This window comes from Stenotrophomonas cyclobalanopsidis, from assembly GCF_008710035.1.
GTDB lineage: Bacteria > Pseudomonadota > Gammaproteobacteria > Xanthomonadales > Xanthomonadaceae > Stenotrophomonas > Stenotrophomonas cyclobalanopsidis.
The window spans coordinates 98,725-119,031 of sequence record NZ_VYKI01000006.1 but is presented as its reverse complement, the minus strand read 5'-3'; the positions used below and the strand labels follow the sequence as shown (position 1 = coordinate 119,031).

Sequence of the window (20,307 nt, the reverse complement as noted above, 5' to 3'; positions counted from 1 at the left end):
TCCCCGGAGCGTCGCGCGAGCGCCGTGGCACCACAGTGAAGGTGCCACTACGGCCGGTTCACCCGACAGCGCCGGGCTTCAGCGCATCACTGCGCCAGGTAGCCACCGTCGATCGCGTAGTAGGTTCCGGTCGCGAACGAGGCATCATCACTGGCCAGCCAGGCCACCAGCGCCGCCACTTCCTCCGGCAAGCCCAGGCGCTTGAGCGCATGGCGCCCCTCCAGCGTCGCGCGCACCTTGGCATCCATCTTTTCCAGCAGCGGCGTGGCGATGAAGCCTGGGCCGACCGCATTGATGCGGATGCCATCGCCGGCGTGCTCCCACGCGGCTGTCTGGGTCAGGCCCACCACGCCATGCTTGGCTGCCACGTAGGCGGTCGAACCGGCATAACCCACCTGGCCCAGGATCGAGGCCATGTTGATGATGCTGCCGCCCTTGCCCGCCGCGCGCATTGCCTGGATCTGCGCACGCTGGCACAGGAACACGCTGGTCAGGTTCACGTCGACCACGCGCTTCCAGCCATCGACCGGATAGTCGCCGCTGCTTGCGGCCGGGCCGCCGATGCCGGCGTTGTTCACCGCCACGTCGATGCCACCCAGTTCCTTCACCGTGCGCTGTACCGCCGCCTCCACCGCCGCTTCATCGGTGACGTCCAATGCGATGCCGATGGCCTCCACGCCTTTCGCCTTCAGGCTCTGCATGGTGGCATCCACCGCGTCCTGTTTCAGGTCCCACACCGAGAGGCTTGCACCGGATGCAGCAAGCAGTTCCGCCACGGCCAGGCCGATGCCGGACACACCGCCGGTCACGATCGCGGTCTTGCCCTTGAGCTGGTAGTCGATCATCTGTGTTCTCCACGTGTTGGTCATCGATGCGGAGCGTGTCCGCCTGGTGATGACGCTACGCCCGCGCGTGTTACGGAGGTGCCATCTGCAGCGACATTCGCCGTCCATTGGCTGCAACGAACCTTCCCATCGCTGCAACGCATTCGCGACTATGCTCCAAGCCACACCTCTCCCCCAGTGGAACCCTCGATGAGCCCTGCCGCCGATCTGCTGTTCACGCCCACCCACCTTGGCGATATCGCCGTGGCCAACCGCATCGCCATGGCACCGCTGACGCGCAACCGTGCGCTGCCCGACCGCGTGCCCTCGCCCCTGGCGATCACGTACTACCAGCAGCGCGCCAGCGCCGGCCTGATCATTGCAGAGGCAACGCAGATCAGCCCGCTCGGCCAGGGCTACCTGGACACCCCGGGCATCTACAGCGACGCACAGGTGGCTGGATGGAAGCCAGTAACCGACGCGGTGCACGCCGCCGGTGGCCGCATCGTGCTGCAGCTCTGGCACGTCGGCCGTATCTCCCACACCAGCCTGCTGCCGGAAGGCGAAGTGCCGGTGGCACCAAGCGCGATCCGCGCCAATGGCAAGACTTTCACCGCCAACGGTTTCGAGGATGTGTCCGCGCCACGCGCGTTGGCCATCGAAGAAATCCCGTGGCTGATCGAGGACTACCGCATCGCTGCACGCAACGCGATTGCGGCCGGTTTCGACGGCGTGGAAGTGCACGCCGCCAACGGCTACCTGATCGACCAGTTCCTGCGCGATGGCAGCAACCACCGCAGCGATGCCTACGGTGGCAGCATCGAGAACCGCACGCGCCTGCTGTTTGAAGTGGTCAGCGCGGTGGCCGAAGCCATCGGCCCGGCCCGCACCGGCGTGCGCCTGTCGCCGGTCACGCCGGTCAACGATGCGCAGGACAGCAATCCGCAGCCGCTGTTTGATCGTGCGGTGGAGCGCCTGGACGCGATCGAGGGCCTGGCCTTCATCCATGTCATCGAAGGGGCCACCGGCGGCGACCGTGACAACCTCGCCTTCGACTACGCCGGCCTGCGTGCGCGCTTCCGTGGCCCGTGGATTGCCAACAACGGCTACGACGCCGCGCGTGCCGAGCAGGCCGTGGCCAGCGGCTACGCCGATATGGTCGCGTTCGGGCGACCGTTCATCGCCAATCCCGATCTGGTGGCACGCCTGCGCAGCGGCGCTGCCCTGGCTGAGCTGGACCCGGCCACGCTGTATGGCGGCGGCGAGCATGGCTACACCGACTACCCCGCACTGGACGGGTAAATCCAGTGTCACGGCGCCATGGCTACGGCTCTGGTAGGTGTCGACCTTGGTCGGCACGCTCTCGCATGGCATGCCGGCCAGCGGCCGGCACTACCCGCCGGGCACGGCCCGGCGCTACCAACATCGCTCGATCCCTGCTCTGGTAGGTGCCGACCTTGGTCGACACGCTCTCGCATGGCATGCCGGCCCGCGGCCGGCACTACCCGCCGGGCACGGCCCGGCGCTGCCAACATCGCTCGATCCCTGCTCTGGTAGGTGTCGACCTTGGTCGACACGCTCTCGCATGGCATCGCCGGGCGGAGCCCGGCGCGCCCACCAACCTCAATACACCGGCAGATCGATGTAGCTGGCCTGCGCGGCGCTGTGCCACACCCGCTGCGTAGCCTTCTGGTAATCCCCCGGCTTGGCCAGGTAGATGTTCGGCACGTAGGTCTGCGGATTGCGGTCGTACAGCGGGAACAGGCTGGACTGCACCTGCACCATCACCCGGTGCCCCTTCTGGAACACATGGTTGGCATTGGGCAGATCGAAACGGTACGGCTGCACCTGGTTGGGCACCAGCGCCTTGGGCTCACTGAAGCTCTCGCGGTAACGCCCACGGAAGATCGCCAGCGACACCGGCAGCTCATAGCCGCCCATTTCCGGCGACGAGGCATCCTGGTCCGGGTAGACGTCGATCAGCTTCACCACCCAGTCGCTGTCGGTGCCGCTGGTCGATGCCTGCAGGTGCACCGCTGGCGCGCCACCGATGCGCAGCGGCTCGCTCAGCGGCTCGGTGATGAAGGTCAGCACGTCCGGGCGGCCATCGACGAAGCGCTGGTCCTTCACCAGCCAGGTGGTCCACATGTCACGGTCGCCGAAGCGCACCGGGCGCGGCACGAACGGCACCGGCTTGGCCGGATCGGACACGTATTCCTCGAAGTCACCCTCGCCCACCGCCGGCGCCTGGAACGCCAGCTTGCCGCCAGCACGCAGGTACAGCGGCTTGCTGGCTGCGGTGCACTCCTTCTGGCAGCTGCGTGGCCAGCCCTGCAGGCGGTCCCAATGGTTTTCACCGGTGTTGTAGATCAGCACCGGCGGCGTGTCGGCCTTCGGAGCACCGTCCACCAGGTACTGGTCGAAGAACGGCTTGAGCACGTCGCGGCGGAACTGCAGCGCAGTATCGCCGTCGAACTTCAGCGCGCCCAGCGAGTCACCGGTGTAGTTCACCTGGCTATGCCGCCACGGTCCCATCACCAGGTAGTTGAGAGTGTTGCCAGTGTCGCGGCCTTCCATCGCCTGGTAGGCATGGTTGGCGCCCCACATGTCTTCCTGGTCCCACAGGCCCTGCAGCCACATGGTCGGCACTTTCAGCGGCGTCTTCGCCATCACCGCGTCCAGCGCCTGGCCCTGCCAGAAGGCATCGTAGGACGGGTGCTGCACCAGCTTCTTCCACCAGGTCAGCTGGTCCACGCCGGTGAAGCGCGCGTAATCGCCGGCCGAGCCGATGCGCAGGAAAGTGCTGTAGTCGTCGTAGCCGAGGCTGGGCAGCGGCGTACCCTTGCCGCGCTTCTCGGTCTGCATCGCGAAGTAGTTGAAATTGACCTGGCGGAACGCGCCGTAGTTGAGCCAATCGTCGCCCATCCAGCCGTCGACCATCGGGCTTTCCGGTGCGGCAACCTTCAGCGCCGGATGCGGGTCGGTCAAGGCCATCACCACGGTGAAGCCCTCATACGACGAGCCCAGCATGCCGACCTTGCCGTTGGTCTCCGGCACGTGCTTGATCAGCCAGTCGATGGTGTCCCACGCATCGGTGGAATGATCGACCTTGGTGTTGTTCAGCGGACCGCGCAGCGGCCGGGTCATCACGTAATCGCCTTCGGAACCGTACTTGCCGCGGATGTCCTGGAACACGCGGATGTAGCCGCCATCGACGAATACTTCATCGCCCTGCGGCAGCATGTCGCGCATGCGCGGCGAATCGGTGCGGCTGGCGCGGCCGGCCGCGTCGTAGGGCGTGCGGGTCAGCAGGATCGGCGCGTTGTGTGCGCCCTTGGGCACCACGATGACCGTGTACAGCCTGGTGCCATCGCGCATCGGCACCATCACCACGCGCTTGTCGTAGTCACGGCCGACATCGGGGGCCACGAAGGGCTTGCCGCTGATGTCCGGGGTCATCGGCGGGGTATCGGCGGCCAGCACGGTGCTGGACAGGCCAAGGGCGATCGCTACAGCAACGGCACGCACACGCATGGAAATCCTTCCCGACAGGAAAGTCCCAAGCCTACTCCTGCCCCGCCCGGTGAAGTGTGTGCAGGCTTTGCGTTCTGCGCTCTTTGGGGGCAGGACTGATGGCACATGTGCCCTGGGGCATCGGAACGTCCGCCGGGCATGGCCCGGCGCTACCGACCCACGGCCCACGAGGGGCTGCGTCCCATGTCCGGCGGATCCGATCCGCGCCCCGAGGCAGCGCCGGGCCATGCCCGGCGGATCCGTCAGCCCGATTGAACCTCATGCAACGCCAACCAGTGCCAACACCCCTGCTCCTGCCGCAGCACCGCCAGCGACTCCCGCCACGCGACCACCCCATCGCCCACCGCATGCCCCTCGCGATAACGCAGCACTGCCAGCGGTGACGGCGCTTCAATCGCCTGCACGGCGTCGATGGCGATGCGCAGGCCAGCGCGCGCACCGTGCCCACCCACGAACAAGGCCTGCACCGCCTGCCGATCCAGCCGCCGCCCGGCGATGCCGACCATGCTGAAGTCCGCACAGAAATGCGCCATCAGATCGTCGAGTGCGTCAGCGCCCACCTCGGCGCGGAACCAGGCTTGAAGCTTGTCGTGCAGTTCGTGGATTTCATGTTCGGCAGTGCGGTGCATCAGGCATTCTCCGGTTGCGGAAGGAGCAAGGGCTGCGCGCGGCGCAACAGCGCCAGCGGCAGCAGGGTCAGGAAAGCGGCCAGGCCCAGCGCCACACCGGTGGCCCGCGCTGGCAGCCATTGCATGGCCAGCGCCAGCAGCAGCGCGATTCTTTGCGACCAATCCGGGCAATGCCGTGGTGCGCGTGGACGGCGCCAGCAGCCTGCGCGCCTTCGCCCAAGCCGGTGCAGGCGTCACCGTGCTGCCGCGCTGGCTGATCGAGGACGACCTGGCCCACGACCGCCTGCGGCCGGTACTGCGCCAGCACCGCTTCCCGCAGCAGAGCGTCTACGCCGTCTACCCGCACAGCACGCAGCCCTCGCCGAAGGTGCGCCAGTTGATCGACCTCCTGCGCGGGTGGTTCGGCAGCGCCCCCGTGTGACGACGGCGTCCGCCGGGGATGCCGTGACCGGGTAGCGCCGGGCCATGCCCGGCGAGCGCAGCAGCAGCCCGCAAAACAGAAACGGCCCCTTGCGGGGCCGTCTCTTCATGCATCAACAACCCGCTGGATCAGCGCAGCACCTGCTCCACCAGCTGCACGTCCACCGTCTGCAGCGGTTCGGCCGCGTTGCGCGACAGCTGCACCTGGTAGGTGCCGCCGTCGATCTTCCACTGGCGTGCCTGCGCATCGTAGTGGGCCAGGGTCTTCGGCTCGGCTTCGATGCGGATGCGGCGCTGTTCGCCCGGCTGCAGCTGCACCTTGTCATAGCCGATCAGGCGGATCGGCGTGGTGCTGCCCGCCGGCAGCTTCAGGTACAGCTGGGCCACGTCGGCACCGGCGCGCTTGCCGGTGTTGCAGATGTCCACGCTGGCGACCAGGCGCGAACCTTCCACGCTCACCTTCAGGTTTTCATAGGCGAACGAGGTGTAGGACAGGCCGTGGCCGAACGCGAAGGTCGGGGTCAGGCCCTTGGCGGCCATCCACTTGTAGCCGACGTTGGCCCCTTCGATATCGAAATCGAACACGTCGCCGAATTCCTTTTTCGGCTTGAAACCCAGGCCGTCGATGTGCGGGCGCGGCAGCTGCGATTCGTCCACCACCCAGGTTACCGGCAGGCGGCCGGACGGGTTGGCCTGGCCGGTCAGCAGCGCGGCGATGCCTTCACCACCGCGGATGCCCGGGTACCACGCCTGCAGCATCGCCGGCACCTGCGCCAGCCACGGGGTACGCACCGGGCCGTTGGTTTCCAGCACCAGCACGGTCTTCGGGTTGGCCTTGGCCACCGCCGAGATCAGCGCGTCCTGCTTGTCGGGCAGCTGCATGTCCGGCAGGTCCACCGATTCGGCCGCCCACTGGGTGGCGAACACGATGGCCACGTCGGCCTGCGCGGCTGCCTTGGCCGCCGCAGCGGCGTTGCTGCCGTCCACGTACTCGATGGTTGCGTCCGGACGCGCTGCACGCAGCGATTCCAGCGGCGAGGACGGGTGGAAGATCACCGGGCCCGGCCAGGTGGTCGGCATCACGCCCGGCACTGCGTTGGTGCCCTTGGCGGTCACGCCCACCATCGACGAACCACCACCACCGATCACGCCCTTGTCGGCATGGCCACCGATGATGACGATGCGCTTCACGCTGTCGGCCAGCGGCAGCAGGTTGCCTTCATTGCGCAGCAGCACGCTGCCTTCTTCCACCGTGCGCTGGGCAACGGCGTAGCCGGCTTCGGCATCCACCTTCTGGTGCTGCGGCGGATTGTCGAAGTTGCCATGCAGGAACATCGTGCGCAGGATGCGCGCCACCATGTCGTTCAGGCGCGCCTGCGGCACCACGCCGCCGTGCACGGCCAGGCGCAGCGGTTCGTCGAAGAACACCGCGGCGTCGAACACTTCACCGGCCGACTGCTGGTCCAGGCCAGCCAGCGCCGCCTTCGAACCGCTGTGCACGCCGCCCCAGTCGGACATCACGAAACCGGGGAACTTCCATTCCTGCTTCAGCACCTGGTTCATCAGGTAGCCGTTCTCGCAGCCGTAGGTGCCGTTGATCTTGTTGTACGAGCACATCGCCACGCCCGGGCGACCGGCTTCCAGGGCGATCTCGAAGGCCAGCAGGTCCGATTCGTGCATGGCCTGTTCGCCGATGCGCACGTCGTGGAAGTTGCGGCGGGTCTCCATGTCGTTCAGCGCGAAGTGCTTCATCGAGGAGATCACGTGCTGGCTCTGCACGCCCTGGATCAGCGCGCCAACCATCGAACCGGCCAGCAGGGGGTCTTCGCCGGCGTATTCGAAGTTGCGGCCGTTGCGCGGGTCACGCTGCAGGTTGACGCTGCCCGACAGCAGGATGTTGAAGCGCTGCTGCCACGCTTCGCGGCCCATGGTCGCGCCACCGGCGAAGGCCACTTCGCGGTTCCAGCTGGAGGCGGTGGACGGGCCGGACGGCATCGCAGTGGCGAAGTCGCCCGGACGGATGCCGCCCGGATTGGTCACGCCCACGCCGGCATCGGCCGACTGCTGCGCCGGAATGCCCAGGCGCGGCACCGCCGGCACGAAGCCGGCCGAACCCACGGCGCCTTCCGGCAGCGGGCCACCGTCCTTGCCCAGCCCGAAGTAGCTGTGCAGCATCTGGAACTTCTCGTCCTCGGTCATCGCCTTCAGCAGCAGCGCAGCGCGCGCATCGGCGTTGAGGGTGGTGTCCATCCACGGCTGCTCCCCGCCCTTGTCGGCCACGTAGGCCAGGGTCAGCAGGGTCGCGCGCAGGGCGCTGCCATCGATCTTGAACGGTGCGCTGCTGGCGGCCTGGAAGCCATCGCTGAAGTAGCTGGCGTCGGCTTCCAGGGCTACGCGGGCCGGATCGAAGCCAGCGGCCGTGGCCGATTCACCGGCCACCGCACCCAGCAGCACGGCCGGTGCGCCCAGGCGCGAACGGGTGACCAGGGCCGGCAGGCGCGCGGCGCCCGCACCGGCATCGGTGTACAGGGCCACAGTGTGGCGGCCATCGTCCAGCCGCAGGTAGTTCAGGCCCGGCTGGTCGGGGCCGGATTCGGCGGCGATCGGCAGGCGGGTCAGCACGGCCTGGCCGTGCTGGGTCTGGCCGTCATCCTTGCCGGCGTCAATGAAGCGGTATTCGTAGCCCAGGCCATCGGCCAGCAGCTGCAGCGGATCGACCTGGCCGATGCCGCGCTGCACCTGGCGCACGCTGACGGCGTCCACCTGCAGGGATTTCAGCTGGGCAGCCAGGGCGGGAATGGCATCGGCGCTCGGCGCCTGGTCCAGGGTCAGCACGGTGAAGGCGGCCGTGTCGGCCCAGGCCGGGGCGGCCAGCGCGGCAGACAGCGCAAGGGACAGGGCGAGCGGCTTTGTAAACGTTTTCATCGGCGGGCGTAATTCCGTTGCCAAGGCAATCGGTCCAGGGAAAGTGCCGCCGAAGGGTGCAGCGTTCATGCCGCGCGGGCGTTGCCAGGCAACACACCGCAGGCCAGGGGACGGACCGGTCTGCGCGCGGGACCCTCCTCCCGGCGTGACAACCTGCCTGCCCGGGCCGTCGAGCGGCCCATCCCATTAAGATTGGGCGAGGCCGTTGATGACTGTCAACAGGACCTAAGTCACAGGCCCCTATCTGGCCCTGGTTATCAGGCCATTACCGGCGGTCATCAGCGGGCCGCAGGGGCGTGCCGATAATGGGGTCCCAGGCGATGGACCGAGCCCATGAACGTACACCGCACTTTCGACCACCTCTGGCGCGACCGCTGTGATACTTCCAGCCAGCGCAGCCCGCGCGTGCTGATCCGCGTGTTCGTCACTCCCGGCGAGCTGGAGCGCAGCGTGGCGTTCTACGAGCAGCTGCAGGGCGTGGTGGCCGATGCGGGCTTTCCGTTCCCCGATGCCGGCCTGCGCCTGGCCATGGTCGGCGCCTTCCTGCTGATCGAAGGCAGCGATGACGCGCTGGCGCCGTTCACCTCCACCACCGGCACCCTGCTGGTGGATGATGTGCGGCCCTATCACGACAGGCTGGTGGCGGCCGGCGCCGAGATCATCTTCCCGCTGCAGGTGGTGCCCACCGGCGCGGCGTTCAATGCAGTGCATCCTGATGGCACCGTGGTCGAGTACGTGCATCATCGTCCGGATCCGCACGGGCGGTGATGGGGCGGCCGGGCTGCCGCCCGGCACCCGCTAACGTCAACGTCAACGTCAAAAGCCTGCATTCCGTGGGATGGCGGGGTGGGTCCGGTGGCAGGGGACGCTGCAAGTACGTCCATGTAAGCTCGGTCGCCGCTTGCTCGTGCGCGCAATCCTGCGCACACGGCAAGACCGGGGTTGGGCGTCCTGCCCAACCCGCCCGAGGCATGCCTCGGGCCCATGCGGCTCACGCCCCTGCCACCGGACCCATCCCGCCTTCGACAGTTTCCTGCGAGCTGTTGGAACCTGCTGATCATGGAACCTGCTGATGATGGTGGTGGGTGCCGACCGTTGGTCGGCACGGGGGGCGGATCTGCTTTGATTCAATCCTGATGGAGGTCCATCCACGCACGGCGCGCATCTACAATTGCGGCATGCCCCACCCCGCCCTGCCCTGGACTGGCACCCTGCTGCTGGATGCACACGCCGCCCTGCTGCAGGGCCATGCCGCTGGCAGCGGCACGCACGCGCACTATGCCCACCAGCTGCTGCTCAGCGATGGCGCGCCCTGGCAGGTGGAGATCGACGGCGTGGCACAGCAGAGCCAGCGCCTGTGGCTGCCGTCCTTCGTGCCGCACGCCATCCTCTCGGCGCCGCAGGACGGGTGCACCCTGTTCCTGGAACCGGCCCACGCTGATCTCGGACAGATCCAGCAGCAGCTGCCCACGCTGCCCACCGACATCAACGCCCTGCAGCAACGGCTGCCGCAGCTGAGCCGTGCGCAACCACTGGATCGTCGCGTGCAGGTGGCGCTGGAACGCATCGCCCAGCACCTGCCCGGCCCGGTGCCGGCCGCCGACATCGCCGGGGCCGCGCACCTGTCCACCAGCCAGCTGCACCGGCGCTTCCAGTCCGATCTCGCCGTGACCCTGCGTGGCTGGGTGCTGTGGCAGCGGCTGCGCATCGCCCTGGCCCATCACCTGGGTGGGCACAACCTGACCGACAGCGCGCATGCCGCCGGTTTCGCCGATCTGGCCCATCTGTCGCGCAGCCTGCGCCGCATGTTCGGCATCGGTGCGGCGCAACTGCAGGGCCTGCAGCTGCGCGCTGCCTGAGGCGTGCGCTCAACGGCGACGACGCAGCCCGTCGGGCACCTCGGGCACCTGCCCGTTTGGCAGCTCACGGAACGGCGCCAGCAGCTGTCCCGCATAGCCGCGCGGATAATCCGGCTGGCTGCCGATGCCCAGGTCACGCGTCCCCAGGCGATAGTCCGGCGCATCGAAGGCCGTGCCCAGCAGGCGGTCCCAGACGGTCAGGAACAGGCCGAAATTGACGTCGCCGGCGGTGCCGTAGCGCATGTGATGGAAACGGTGCAGCGGCGCCCAGGCCATCACCCGGCCGAGCACGCCCGGCCGCATGTCCACGTTGGAATGCTGCAGCAGCAGCTGGATGGCGATGGCGAAGGCCAGCACCGCCGCCACCGGCAGCGGCAGGCCCAGCAGCAGCAACGGCAGCACGCCGCCCACCGCCTCGGCGGCCTGGTGCAGCGGGTGCTTCATCAGGCCGTTGAAGCCGTACATGCGGGTCACGCTGTGGTGCACCGCGTGCAGCCGCCACAGCCAGCCGATGCGATGGCTGGCGTAGTGCACCAGGGTGATGCCGAGATCGGCGGCGATGATGGCGACCAGCACCTGCAGCGCGAACGGCCACTGCTGCGGCCACGCCTGCCACGGAATGATCGCCGCCAGCAGCGGCACGGCCGCGATCGACAGCAGGTTCAGGCCTTCGTTGACCACGGCATGCAGGGTGTCGCGCAGGCGATCGCCGTGGTCGTGGTTGAACGCCGGGTCGTAGGGCCAGAGGCGTTCGGCCACGAAGGAAACGGCGATGGCGAGGGCGAGCAGGGCCAGCAGCCACAGCGGGTCGCCGTGGTGGTGGCCGACCCAGGCGATGGCAGCGGCAACGAAGCCTGACAGGAACAACGGGGCGTACAGGCGGAGGATCCAGCGTTTCATCGGCAGGCCATGAATGAGGGGCCTGCAGGGTGGCCCCCACGCCCCCGGCCGGGATTGAACAAACGGCGCAACGCGCAGGCGGGACGGGGTCGGGGATTTCCCAGTAGATCCCCGCCATGCGTGGATGCCTTCGGCCTTCATCAACCTGAAATCCCACCCCGGAATTTCATTAGTAATTCTACTCACAAGGCGAGTAGCATGTCGGTCTCAGCCCCTGATCCTGGCCCGTCGATACTCGCTCCATGCCCGCCGTTTCCGCCCATTCCTGCCGCTTCCCGTCTGCCCGGCGCCTCCTCTGGAGGACCGGCTGATGGGTGCCGTCGTCGCGCTCGACCGCCTGCTGGACGGCCGCCAGCTGTGGCGTGGCCCGGCGCGCACCGGGCCGGCAAGCGACCACCTGGCCAGCGGCCACCCGGCGCTGGATGCCCGCCTGCCCGGCGGTGGCTGGCCGGCCAGCGGCCTGTGCGAGGTGCTGCAGGATGCCCCCGGGGTGGGTGAGCTGGCCCTGGTCTGGCCGGCGCTGGCCAGGCTGAGCCAGCGCGACCGGCCGATCGTGCTGGTCGCCCCGCCCTACCATCCGCACGCCCCGGCCTGGGCCGCGGCGGGCCTCGACCTGGCCCAGCTGCAGATCATCCAGGCCGCGCCGAAGCAGGCCCTGTGGGCAGCCGAACAATGCCTGCGCTCGGCCGCCTGTGCCGCGGTACTGTGCTGGCCGCAACCGCAGCAGGCCGATGACCGTTCGCTGCGCCGCCTGCAGGTCGCCGCCGACAGCGGCCAGTGCCTGGGCTTCGTGTTCCGCGACGTGCGCGCCGCGCGCAATCCCTCCCCGGCCAGCCTGCGCCTGCAGCTCGACCACGGCCAGGTGCGGGTGCTGAAGTGCCGCGGCGGCCTGCCACCGGCGCAACCGCTGCCGCTGGCCATCGCCCACTGAGGCCGCGCCATGCATTGGGCCTGCCTGTTGTTGCCGCAGCTGGCGCTGGACAGCGTGCTGCGCCTGCAGCCGGACCCGCAGCGGCCGCTGGTGCTGCTGCAGGGGCCGGCGCAGCGCCGCGTGCTGCGTGCGGTCAGCCCGGCGGCACGCGCGGCCGGCCTGCGCCCGGGCATGCTGCTGTCGGCCGCGCAGGTGCTGGTGCAGGACATGCAGCTGCACGATTACGACCCCAGCGCCGAGCAGCACACCCGCCAGCTGCTGGCCAGCTGGGCCTATGCCTACAGCTCGCAGGTCAGCCTCGATTTCCCGCATGCGCTGGTGCTGGAGATCGGCGCCAGCCGTGCCCTGTTCGGTGACTGGCTGAAGATCGAGAAGCGCCTGCGCGATGGCCTGCACGAGCTGGGCTTCCGCCACCGCCTGGTGGCCGCGCCCACCCCGCATGCCGCACGCGTACTGGCCAACGTGCACGACGGCCTGGGCGTCGACATGCAGCAGCTGCCGGCGCTGCTCGCGCAGCTGCCCCTGTCGCGCTGCGGCCTGCCCGCCGAGGCGGTCACCGTGCTCGGCCGCTCCGGCCTGCGCACGTTGGGCGCCGCGCTCGACCTGCCGCGCGACAGCCTGGCCCGGCGCTTCGCCCCCGATGTGCTGCAGCAGCTGGACGCGCTGCGTGGCCTGCCGGCACCGCCATTGCGTTATTACCAGCCCCCGGACCGCTTCGATGCGCGCATCGAATTCGAGTACGAGATCGAATCCAGCCAGGCGCTGCTGTTCCCACTGCGCCGCCTGCTGCTGGACCTGGCCGCCTTCCTCTGTTCGCGCGATGGCGGCGTGCAGCGTTTCGACCTGTATTTCGAACACGACCTGCTGCCGGCCAGCGTGCTGACCATCGGCCTGCTGGCCCCCGAGCGCGATGCCGCGCTGCTGTTCGAGATCGCCCGCAACCGCATGGAAGCCTTCGCCCTGCCCGCCGGCAGCCGGGCGCTGCGCCTGCAGGCCGAACACCTGCCGCCGTTCGTGCCGGCCGCGCGTGATCTGTTCGACACCCGCCCGGCGCAGGCGATGCCGTGGACCCAGCTGCGCGAGCGCCTGCGCGCACGGCTCGGCGATGACGCCGTGCAGCCGCTGGCGGTGCAGGCCGACCATCGCCCCGAATGTGCCAGCGGCACCCAGCCGGCGGCCAAGCCCCCTGCGTACTGGCCGCTGCGCCCCGGCTGGCTGCTGGACACGCCGCAGCCGCTGCGTGACCCGCGCCTGCGCATCGTCGCCGGGCCGGAACGGATCGAATCGGGCTGGTGGGACCAGGCCGACGCGCGCCGCGATTACTACGTGGTGGAAACCGCCCACGGCCAGCGCGGCTGGGCCTTCCGCCCGCGCAACGATCCGCATGCGCCGTGGATGCTGCACGGCTGGTTCGGTTGAACCGCCATGACCGCCACCGCCCCTGCCTACGCCGAACTGCACTGCCTGTCGGCCTTCAGCTTCCAGCGCGGCGCGTCCACCGCCGATGAACTGTTCGCGCGTGCCGCCGGCCAGGGCTACCGCGCCCTGGCGATCACCGATGAGTGCTCGCTGGCCGGCATCGTGCGTGCCTGGCAGGCGGCGAAGACGCACGGCGTGGCGCTGGTCATCGGTGCCGAATTCCAGATCGAGGATGGGCCGAAGATCGCCCTGCTGTGCACCGACCAGGAGGCCTATGCCAGCCTGTGCCAGCTGATCACCACCTGTCGGCGGCGCGCCGGCAAGGGCGAATACCGCTGCCTGCGCGAGGATCTGCACGGCCTGGCCGAGGGCCTGCTGTGCCTGTGGCTTGACCGCCAGCCCGATGCCAGCCACCTGCCGCTGCTGCGCAGCGCCTTCGACGGCCGCCTGTGGCTGGCGGTGGAGCTGCACCACGAACACGACGACGTGCGCCGCCTGCAGCAGCTGCAGGCCTTCGGCGAGCGCCACGTGTTGCCGCTGGTGGCCAGCGGTGACGTGCACATGCATGTGCGCCGCCGACGCGCCCTGCAGGACACGTTGACCGCGATCCGCCACCGCTGCAGCGTGGCCGAAGCCGGTTGGCGGCTGTTTCCCAACGGCGAACGCCACCTGCGCCCGCGCAGCGCGCTGGCCCAGCTGTATCCCCCCGAGCTGCTGGCCGAGACCCTGCGCATCACCGAACGCTGCCACTTCACCCTGGACCAGCTGCAGTACACCTATCCACGCGAGCTGGTGCCCGACGGGCAGACGCCTGACGGCTGGCTGCGTGCACTGGTGGAAGAAGGCATCCCCGAACGCTGGCCAAGAGGCATCCAGCCAGCGCAGCGCGCGCAGATCGAACACGAGCTGGCGTTGATCGCCAAGAAGAACTACGCCTCCTACTTCCTCACCGTGCAGGACATCGTGCGCTTCGCCCGCAGCCAGCAGATCCTCTGCCAGGGGCGTGGTTCGGCGGCGAACTCGGCGGTGTGCTTCGTGCTCGGCGTCACCGAGATCGACCCGGCGCGCAGCAACCTGCTGTTCGAGCGCTTCATCTCCGATGAGCGCGACGAGCCACCGGACATCGACATCGATTTCGAGCACGAGCGCCGCGAGGAAGTGCTGCAGTACGTGTTCAACCGCTATGGCCGCGAGCGCGCCGCGCTCACCGCCGTGGCGATCAGCTACCGCGGCCGCAGCGCGATCCGTGATGTCGCCCGCGCGCTCGGCCTGCCGATGGACCAGGTCAATGAGCTGGGTGCGGCGATGGACCACTGGGGCGGCAACATCCCGCTGCCGGACACGCTGCGCGAACGCGGCTTCGATCCGGACACGCCGCTGATGCGGCGGCTGCTGTCACTCACCGAAGAGCTGATCGACTTCCCCCGCCACCTGTCGCAGCACCCGGGTGGTTTCGTGATTTCCGAACACCCGCTGTCCACCCTGGTGCCGGTGGAGAACGCGGCCATGGCCGGGCGCACCGTCATCCAGTGGGACAAGGACGATCTGGATGCCACCGGCCTGATGAAGGTCGACTGCCTGGCGCTGGGCATGCTCACCGCCATCCGCAAGTGCCTGGCCATGCTGCAGCAGCACGGCCTGCACGAAGGGCGCATGGATGCGATTCCAGACGAGGATGGCCCGACCTACGACATGATCTGCGCCGCCGAAACCATCGGCGTGTTCCAGATCGAATCGCGCGCGCAGATGGCGATGCTGCCACGCATGCAGCCGCGCACCTTCTACGACCTGGTGATCGAAGTGGCAATCGTGCGCCCCGGCCCGATCCAGGGCGATATGGTGCACCCCTACCTGGAGCGCCGGCGGGTCCTGCGCGAACAGGGCCCAGAAGCGCTGAACGATCCGGACAACCCGCTCTATCCACCCCAGCTGGAGCGCGTATTCGCGCGCACCCTGGGCGTGCCGCTGTTCCAGGAACAGGTAATGCAGCTGGCGGTGGATGCCGCCGGCTACAGTGCCGGTGAAGCCGATGCACTGCGTCGCTCGATGGCCGCGTGGAAGCGCCATGGCGGGCTGGAGCCGCATCGCGAAAAGCTGTTGACCGGCATGCTCGATCGCGGCTACAGCCTGGAGTTCGGCGAACGCCTGTTCGAGCAGATCAAGGGCTTCGGCAGCTATGGGTTCCCCGAGAGCCATGCGGCCAGCTTCGCCCTGCTCACCTATGCCAGCTGCTGGCTGAAGTGCCACCACCCGGCCGCGTTCACCGCCAGCCTGATCAACAGCCAGCCGCTGGGTTTCTACAGCCCCGACCAGCTGCTGCAGGATGCGCGCCGGCATGGCATCACGGTATTGCCGGTGGACGTGCGCCACAGCGATTGGGACTGCAGCCTGGATTTCAGCAAGGGGGCAGCGGCCATCCGGCTTGGCCTGCGCCTGATTGATGGCTGCAGCGAAACGGCAGTGCAGGCACTGATGCGCGAACGCGCGCGCCGTCCGTTCGACGATGTTGGCGATCTCTGCCAGCGCACCGGGCTGGACCGGCGCCAGCAGGGCCTGCTGGCTGATGCCGGTGCGCTGCGTGGGCTCAGTGGCCACCGCCATCGTGCGCGCTGGGATATTTCCGGCGTGGAAAACCGGCTGCCGCTGTTCGACCAGGCCCGCGCCACCACCGAGGCCCGCGTGGCCCTGCCGCTGCCCAGCGCGTGGGAGGACATGCAGGCCGATTACCGCAGCACCGGCACCACGCTCGGCCGCCATCCAATCAGTTTCCTGCGTGCGCAGCTGCGCAGCCGTGGCTGCCTGGACGCTGCACAACTGGCGGGCCACGGCCACGGACGCCGCGTGCGCATCGCCGGCCTGGTACGCATGCGCCAGCGCCCGCAGACCGCCAGCGGCGTCACCTTCCTCACCCTGGAAGACGAGACCGGCATGGTCAATGCCGTGGTCTGGCGGCACGTGGCCGACCGCCAGCACCGCGTGCTGGTCGATACCCAGCTGATGCAGATCGACGGCCGCCTCGAACGCGTCGATGGCGTGCAGCATGTGATCGTGCAGCGCATGCTGTGCCTGGATGAACTGCTGCAGGGCCTGCGCAGCCACAGCCGCGACTTCCATTGATGCGCCGTCGACCGGTAGAGTCGACCGTTGGTCGACTGCATTTCCACCGTGCTGGCGCGCGATAGTCGACCAACGGTCGACTCTACCCATCCGCTTTTGCATCCGCTATCGTCGGCACATCCAAGGAAGGACGAACGATGGCCCGCGCTGTCAGGCATGATCCTGCTCGGCCCCGATGGCTCCGAACGCAGCGGCTACGGCACCAGCGACCGCGGTGGCGAAGCCCTGTTGACCCTGGACGATGCCAGCGGCACCACCGAAGTGTTCAAGGTCGTGGCCAACCCCGATCGTGGCGCGAGCCTGATGGTGCGGCACCAGAACAACACCGGCGCCATGCTCACCTCATGGCAGGGCAAGCCGGAACTGGTGTTCCTGGATGACACCGGCCAGACCTACTACGTGCGACCGGGCGCCAACGCCGCGCCCTGAGCGCTCGCCCTTGTAGAGTCGAGCTTGCTCGACTGCCGTTCGCCGCACAGTCGAGCGAGCTCGACTCTACCCACCGCACACCGCCAGCAGGTCATCGGCCAGCTGCCGCAACTGCGCCGTCGCCAGCGCCGCACAGGTAATGCGCACCCCATGCGCCGGTGCCGCCACAGCAAACACCTCACCACCACGCACATGCCAGCCGCGCGCCGCCAGGGCCAGCACCTGCGCGTGGCTGTCACCCGGCAGCGGCAGCCACAGGTTCAAGCCCTCCATCGGCAACGGCGTCTGCAGCCCACGCGCACGCAGCAGTTCCTGTAATGACTGCAGGCGCTGCTGGTAACGCTCACCCGCAGCGGTGATCTTCGCCCGCTGCGGCGCCGATTCAAGCACCGCGCTGGCCGCATCCTGCAGCAGGTGGCTGACCCAGCCGGTGCCGGCCGCCAGACGCAGGCGCAGCACGCTGGCAGTGGCCGCATCGCAGCCCAGCCACGCCAGCCGCAGGTCCGGCCCCAGCGCCTTGGACAGCGAACGCAGCAGCGCCCAGCGCCGGCCATCGTCCGGCAGCACCGAATGGTAGGGCTGCTGCGAAAGCAGCGCGTAGTGATCGTCGATCAACACGGCCACCTGCGGGTAAGCGGCCAGCAGCTGCCGCAGTGCCCGTGCCCGCTTCGCATCCAGGCTGGCGCCGGTGGGGTTGTGCGCACGCGGGGTCAGCAGCACCGCCCGCGCACCGGCCTCAAGCGCCGCACGCAGCGCCTCCACCTGCATGCCGTGCGCGTCCACGGCCACCGGCAGCACCCCATGCCCGCCCGCGGCCAGCACATTCAGGCTGCCGAGGAAGCACGGATCCTCGATCGCGATGCGGTCACCCGGCAGCAGCCACGCCGCCAGCAGGCGCTCGATGCCATCCACCGCCCCATGGGTCAGCTCCAGCGCATAGCCGGCCGGGCAATGCGGGTCCAGCGAGGCGCGCGCCAGCCGCTGCATGCGCACGTCCACAGTGTCCGTGCCGTACAGCCGCGGGGCCGCGGCCTGCACACGCAGCGCCGGCAGCTGGCGCGGGTCCGGGTTGCCCCCGGCCAGGTCGTGCAGGGCCAGCCCCGGCGCGCTGCCCTCGCGGGCCATGGCCTGTGCCGGCCCACGCACCACCGTGCCACGGCGGCCGCCGGTGCTGGCCAGGCCGGCACCGTCGAGGCGCTTGTAGGCAGCCGCCACGGTATTCCGGTTCACCCCCAGCCGCTCGGCCAGCTCCCGCACCGGCGGCAGCATGCTGCCCGCGGCCAGCTGGCCATCGCCAATGCCCTCACGGATGCTGTCGAAGATGGCTTCGGCACTACGCCCGGTGATTTTCATTTTGTCCTATGTCAAACTAAACCTTGTCCTGTGCCAGTGTATCCCACCCTGGCCGCCCCGCACCGGAGGTCCCCCATGCCCCTAGCCGCCGCCGACTGGCCCGTCGCCCAGTCCGTCGAACAGATCGCTGCCAACCTGGTCATCGTGCGCCAGCGCATCGCCGATGCCTGCACCCGTGCCGGCCGCGACCCGGCCAGCGTGCGCCTGCTGCCGGTCAGCAAGACCGTCGACGAGTCGCGCATCCGCATGGCCGTGGCCGCCGGTTGCCACGAGCTGGGCGAGAACAAGGTGCAGGAAGCCCAGCGCAAGGCCGAAGCCATGGCCGACCTCGGCTTGCACTGGTCGGTCATCGGCCACCTGCAGACCAACAAGGCCCGCCATGTCGCCCGCTTCGCCAGCGAGTTCCAGGCCCTGGACAGCCTGCGCGTGGCCGAGGCCCTGCAGCAGCGGCTGCAGCTGGAAGACCGCACGCTGGACGTGTTCGTGCAGGTCAACACCTCGGCCGAACCCAGCAAGTACGGCCTGGAACCGGACGCCGTCGCGGCGTTCGTGCAGCAGCTGCCCGCCTTCGACCGCCTGCGCGTGCGCGGGCTGATGACCCTGGCAATCTTCACCACCGACGCCGAACGCGTGCGCGCCTGCTTCGTGCGCCTGCGCGAACTGCGCGCCCAGCTGCAGCACAGCGCACCGGCGGGCATCGACCTGTCAGAACTGTCGATGGGCATGTCCGGTGATTTCGAGGTCGCCATCGAAGAAGGTGCCACCGTGGTGCGTGTCGGCCAGGCGATCTTTGGCGCGCGCGCGACGCCGGACAGTTTCTACTGGCCCAGCGCAGGGGAACGCGCATGACCACCGCTGCCCGCAAGCACGCCGTGGTGCTGCAGCATGTTGCCTTCGAAGACCTGGGCACGCTGCAGCCGCTGCTGCTCGCGCAGGGCTGGACCGTGCAGGTCCTGCAGGCCGGCGTCGATCCGCTGGAGCCCGCCGAACGCGCGGACCTGCTGGTGGTGCTCGGCGGCCCGATCAGCGTCAATGACACAGCGCTCTATCCGTTCCTGGCCGACAGCACCGCCCTGCTGCAACACCGCCTGCAGCAGCAGCGGCCGACGCTGGGCATCTGCCTGGGCGCGCAGCTGATGGCGCGCGCCCTGGGCGCAACGGTCGCGGCCAGTGGCGGCAAGGAGATCGGCTTCGCGCCGCTGCTGCTTACCGAAGACGGCCAGCGCTCGCCGTTGCAGGCCTTGCAGGGCATTCCGGTACTGCACTGGCATGGCGAAGCCTTCGAGCTGCCCGAAGGTGCGCAGCGCCTGGCCAGCACCCCGGCCTGCCGCCACCAGGCCTTCGCCGTCGGCCATCATGCCCTCGCCCTGCAATGCCATCCGGAACTGGATGCACACCCGTTCGAGCGCTGGCTGATCGGCCATACCCTCGAACTGGCCCAGGCCGGCATCGATCCCAACGACCTGCGTGCGCAGGCCCGTCGCTACGGCGCGCCGCTGGCCGCTGCAGCCAACGCCATGTTCGCGCAGTGGCTGCAGCACCTGCCGGAGAACCCGTGATGCATTACCGCCTGACCATCCATCGCCACGGCCAGTATTGGGGGCAGTTCGACTGCGAGGGCCCGGGTGCCCTGCAACACCTGGACGCCGTCGCCGCGCGCCTGCCCGTCGAAGACGGCTTCCGGCTGCAGCGCCTGAAGGGCGTGGGCGAGGAACGCATCCTGTCCAGCGGCGCCGACGGCCTGCGCGTGCTGGCGGCGCAGATCCAGTACAAGCCACTCTGAGGCCGGACGACTGCTCTCACCGCAGCTGTAGAGTCGAGCTTGCTCGACTACCGTGGTGGGTAGAGTCGAGCTTGCTCGACTACCGTGGTGGGTAGAGTCGAGCTTGCTCGACTACCGTGGTGGGTAGAGTCGAGCTTGCTCGACTGCCGTGCACAGCAGTCGAGCAAGCTCGACTCTACCTTCG

15 protein-coding genes and 2 pseudogenes are annotated in these 20,307 nt (G+C 68.9%); 11 read left to right on the top strand and 6 right to left on the bottom strand.

Annotation, left to right across the window (positions count from 1 at the left end):
• Nucleotides 1-86: 86 nt before the first annotated feature.
• Nucleotides 87-845: an SDR family NAD(P)-dependent oxidoreductase gene (locus FJU31_RS07015; RefSeq protein WP_150454103.1), complete on the bottom strand. Its 759-nt coding sequence runs from the start codon at nt 843-845 to the stop codon at nt 87-89.
• 189 nt (nt 846-1,034) lie between these two features.
• Here FJU31_RS07015 and FJU31_RS07010 point away from each other — a divergent pair, with 189 nt between their 5' ends.
• Entirely contained in the window at nt 1,035-2,126 is a 1,092-nt protein-coding gene (locus FJU31_RS07010) for an alkene reductase (protein WP_150454102.1), read from the top strand.
• Between the two features lie 321 nt (nt 2,127-2,447).
• On the opposite strand, the gene FJU31_RS07005 is transcribed toward FJU31_RS07010, so the two are convergent.
• Nucleotides 2,448-4,358 (bottom strand): CocE/NonD family hydrolase, encoded by a 1,911-nt coding sequence (locus FJU31_RS07005; RefSeq protein ID WP_150454101.1) that lies wholly within the window; start codon nt 4,356-4,358, stop codon nt 2,448-2,450.
• A 242-nt stretch (nt 4,359-4,600) separates the two neighbouring features.
• Complete coding sequence (locus FJU31_RS07000; protein WP_150454100.1) at nt 4,601-4,987, bottom strand: DUF4440 domain-containing protein; 387 nt, start codon at nt 4,985-4,987, stop codon at nt 4,601-4,603.
• Nucleotides 4,988-5,018: 31 nt separating this feature from the next.
• Here FJU31_RS07000 and FJU31_RS06990 point away from each other — a divergent pair.
• Nucleotides 5,019-5,408: pseudogene (locus FJU31_RS06990) on the top strand (LysR substrate-binding domain-containing protein); the annotation flags it as partial.
• A gap of 128 nt (nt 5,409-5,536) precedes the next feature.
• On the opposite strand, the gene FJU31_RS06985 reads toward FJU31_RS06990, so the two are convergent.
• Nucleotides 5,537-8,332 carry a beta-glucosidase family protein gene (locus FJU31_RS06985; RefSeq protein ID WP_150454099.1) on the bottom strand — a complete coding sequence of 932 codons (2,796 nt, stop codon included), beginning with the start codon at nt 8,330-8,332 and terminating at the stop codon, nt 5,537-5,539.
• A gap of 333 nt (nt 8,333-8,665) precedes the next feature.
• Here FJU31_RS06985 and FJU31_RS06980 point away from each other — a divergent pair, with 333 nt between their 5' ends.
• Nucleotides 8,666-9,100 (top strand): VOC family protein, encoded by a 435-nt coding sequence (locus FJU31_RS06980; protein ID WP_079222247.1) that lies wholly within the window; start codon nt 8,666-8,668, stop codon nt 9,098-9,100.
• Between the two features lie 410 nt (nt 9,101-9,510).
• A complete protein-coding gene (locus tag FJU31_RS06975) occupies nt 9,511-10,191 on the top strand; it encodes an AraC family transcriptional regulator (RefSeq protein ID WP_150454098.1) in 681 nt (226 codons plus the stop codon).
• Nucleotides 10,192-10,200: 9 nt separating this feature from the next.
• Here the strand turns inward: FJU31_RS06975 and FJU31_RS06970 are convergent, their stop codons facing one another.
• On the bottom strand, nt 10,201-11,091 hold the full coding sequence (locus FJU31_RS06970; RefSeq protein ID WP_150454097.1) for a sterol desaturase family protein: 891 nt from the start codon (nt 11,089-11,091) through the stop codon (nt 10,201-10,203).
• Nucleotides 11,092-11,401: 310 nt separating this feature from the next.
• Between FJU31_RS06970 and imuA the strand changes: the two genes are divergently transcribed.
• The 4 genes and pseudogenes from imuA to FJU31_RS06950 form a co-directional block, all read left to right on the top strand.
• Nucleotides 11,402-12,022 carry a translesion DNA synthesis-associated protein ImuA gene (imuA, locus tag FJU31_RS06965; RefSeq protein WP_150454096.1) on the top strand — a complete coding sequence of 207 codons (621 nt, stop codon included), beginning with the start codon at nt 11,402-11,404 and terminating at the stop codon, nt 12,020-12,022.
• A 9-nt stretch (nt 12,023-12,031) separates the two neighbouring features.
• Entirely contained in the window at nt 12,032-13,441 is a 1,410-nt protein-coding gene (locus tag FJU31_RS06960; RefSeq protein ID WP_108769138.1) for a Y-family DNA polymerase, read from the top strand.
• Nucleotides 13,442-13,447: 6 nt separating this feature from the next.
• Nucleotides 13,448-16,558, top strand: a complete 3,111-nt coding sequence (locus FJU31_RS06955) for an error-prone DNA polymerase (RefSeq protein WP_150454095.1) — start codon at nt 13,448-13,450, stop codon at nt 16,556-16,558.
• Nucleotides 16,559-16,648: 90 nt separating this feature from the next.
• Nucleotides 16,649-16,987: pseudogene (locus FJU31_RS06950) on the top strand (hypothetical protein); the annotation flags it as partial.
• A 66-nt stretch (nt 16,988-17,053) separates the two neighbouring features.
• Here FJU31_RS06950 and ptsJ read toward each other — a convergent pair.
• Entirely contained in the window at nt 17,054-18,340 is a 1,287-nt protein-coding gene (ptsJ, locus tag FJU31_RS06945; protein WP_150454094.1) for a MocR-like B6 salvage transcription factor PtsJ, read from the bottom strand.
• Between the two features lie 75 nt (nt 18,341-18,415).
• Here ptsJ and FJU31_RS06940 point away from each other — a divergent pair, with 75 nt between their 5' ends.
• From FJU31_RS06940 to FJU31_RS06930, 3 genes are read left to right on the top strand one after another with little or no spacing between them, the layout of a single operon-like run.
• Nucleotides 18,416-19,189, top strand: a complete 774-nt coding sequence (locus FJU31_RS06940) for a YggS family pyridoxal phosphate-dependent enzyme (RefSeq protein WP_150454093.1) — start codon at nt 18,416-18,418, stop codon at nt 19,187-19,189.
• Nucleotides 19,186-19,899: a glutamine amidotransferase gene (locus FJU31_RS06935; protein WP_150454092.1), complete on the top strand. Its 714-nt coding sequence runs from the start codon at nt 19,186-19,188 to the stop codon at nt 19,897-19,899. Before FJU31_RS06940 ends, FJU31_RS06935 begins: the two co-directional genes overlap by 4 nt.
• Nucleotides 19,899-20,123, top strand: a complete 225-nt coding sequence (locus tag FJU31_RS06930; protein ID WP_150454091.1) for a hypothetical protein — start codon at nt 19,899-19,901, stop codon at nt 20,121-20,123. Before FJU31_RS06935 ends, FJU31_RS06930 begins: the two co-directional genes overlap by 1 nt.
• The last annotated feature ends 184 nt before the right edge of the window (nt 20,124-20,307 follow it).

What these genes read in the sequence shown, in the direction of transcription:
- FJU31_RS07015 (WP_150454103.1), bottom strand. Translation starts at nt 845, where the DNA reads ATGATCGACTACCAGCTCAAGGGCAAGACCGCGATCGTGACCGGCGGT.
- FJU31_RS06930 (WP_150454091.1), top strand. Translation starts at nt 19,899, where the DNA reads ATGCATTACCGCCTGACCATCCATCGCCACGGCCAGTATTGGGGGCAG.
- FJU31_RS07000 (WP_150454100.1), bottom strand. Translation starts at nt 4,987, where the DNA reads ATGCACCGCACTGCCGAACATGAAATCCACGAACTGCACGACAAGCTT.
- FJU31_RS07010 (WP_150454102.1), top strand. Translation starts at nt 1,035, where the DNA reads ATGAGCCCTGCCGCCGATCTGCTGTTCACGCCCACCCACCTTGGCGAT.
- FJU31_RS06955 (WP_150454095.1), top strand. Translation starts at nt 13,448, where the DNA reads ATGACCGCCACCGCCCCTGCCTACGCCGAACTGCACTGCCTGTCGGCC.
- FJU31_RS06980 (WP_079222247.1), top strand. Translation starts at nt 8,666, where the DNA reads ATGAACGTACACCGCACTTTCGACCACCTCTGGCGCGACCGCTGTGAT.
- FJU31_RS06935 (WP_150454092.1), top strand. Translation starts at nt 19,186, where the DNA reads ATGACCACCGCTGCCCGCAAGCACGCCGTGGTGCTGCAGCATGTTGCC.
- FJU31_RS07005 (WP_150454101.1), bottom strand. Translation starts at nt 4,358, where the DNA reads ATGCGTGTGCGTGCCGTTGCTGTAGCGATCGCCCTTGGCCTGTCCAGC.
- FJU31_RS06985 (WP_150454099.1), bottom strand. Translation starts at nt 8,332, where the DNA reads ATGAAAACGTTTACAAAGCCGCTCGCCCTGTCCCTTGCGCTGTCTGCC.
- FJU31_RS06960 (WP_108769138.1), top strand. Translation starts at nt 12,032, where the DNA reads ATGCATTGGGCCTGCCTGTTGTTGCCGCAGCTGGCGCTGGACAGCGTG.
- imuA (WP_150454096.1), top strand. Translation starts at nt 11,402, where the DNA reads ATGGGTGCCGTCGTCGCGCTCGACCGCCTGCTGGACGGCCGCCAGCTG.
- FJU31_RS06940 (WP_150454093.1), top strand. Translation starts at nt 18,416, where the DNA reads ATGCCCCTAGCCGCCGCCGACTGGCCCGTCGCCCAGTCCGTCGAACAG.
- FJU31_RS06970 (WP_150454097.1), bottom strand. Translation starts at nt 11,091, where the DNA reads ATGAAACGCTGGATCCTCCGCCTGTACGCCCCGTTGTTCCTGTCAGGC.
- ptsJ (WP_150454094.1), bottom strand. Translation starts at nt 18,340, where the DNA reads ATGAAAATCACCGGGCGTAGTGCCGAAGCCATCTTCGACAGCATCCGT.
- FJU31_RS06975 (WP_150454098.1), top strand. Translation starts at nt 9,511, where the DNA reads ATGCCCCACCCCGCCCTGCCCTGGACTGGCACCCTGCTGCTGGATGCA.